Below are 420 nucleotides of genomic sequence, written 5' to 3'. Positions count from 1 at the left end.
CACGGGTGCTACTGGCGCTACCGGTGCCACTGGACCTCAAGGTGTTCAAGGTAACACGGGTGCTACTGGACCTCAAGGTGCTCAAGGTAACACGGGCGCTACCGGACCTCAAGGTGTTCAAGGTAACACGGGTGCTACTGGACCTCAAGGTGCTCAAGGTAACACAGGTGCTACCGGCGCTACCGGACCTCAAGGTGTTCAAGGTAACACGGGTGCTACTGGCGCTACTGGACCTCAGGGACCTCAAGGTAACACTGGCGCTACCGGACCTCAAGGTGTTCAAGGTAACACGGGTGCTACTGGTGCCACTGGACCTCAAGGTGTTCAAGGTAACACGGGTGCTACTGGTATAGGAGTTACCGGACCTACCGGACCTTCTGGCGGGCCTCCTGGACCTACTGGACCTCAAGGTAACACTGG

Annotated in this window: 1 pseudogene; it reads left to right on the top strand. The window is 57.9% G+C overall.

The window, feature by feature from the left end:
- A pseudogene (locus tag ACK1U5_RS21210) lies at positions 1 to 420 on the top strand (Gly-Xaa-Xaa repeat protein); the annotation flags it as partial.

The sequence above is a fragment of the Bacillus sp. XB1 genome, assembly GCF_053557995.1.
The sequence above is the reverse complement of the archived record's forward strand: the minus strand, read 5'-3'. Positions and strand labels throughout refer to the sequence as shown.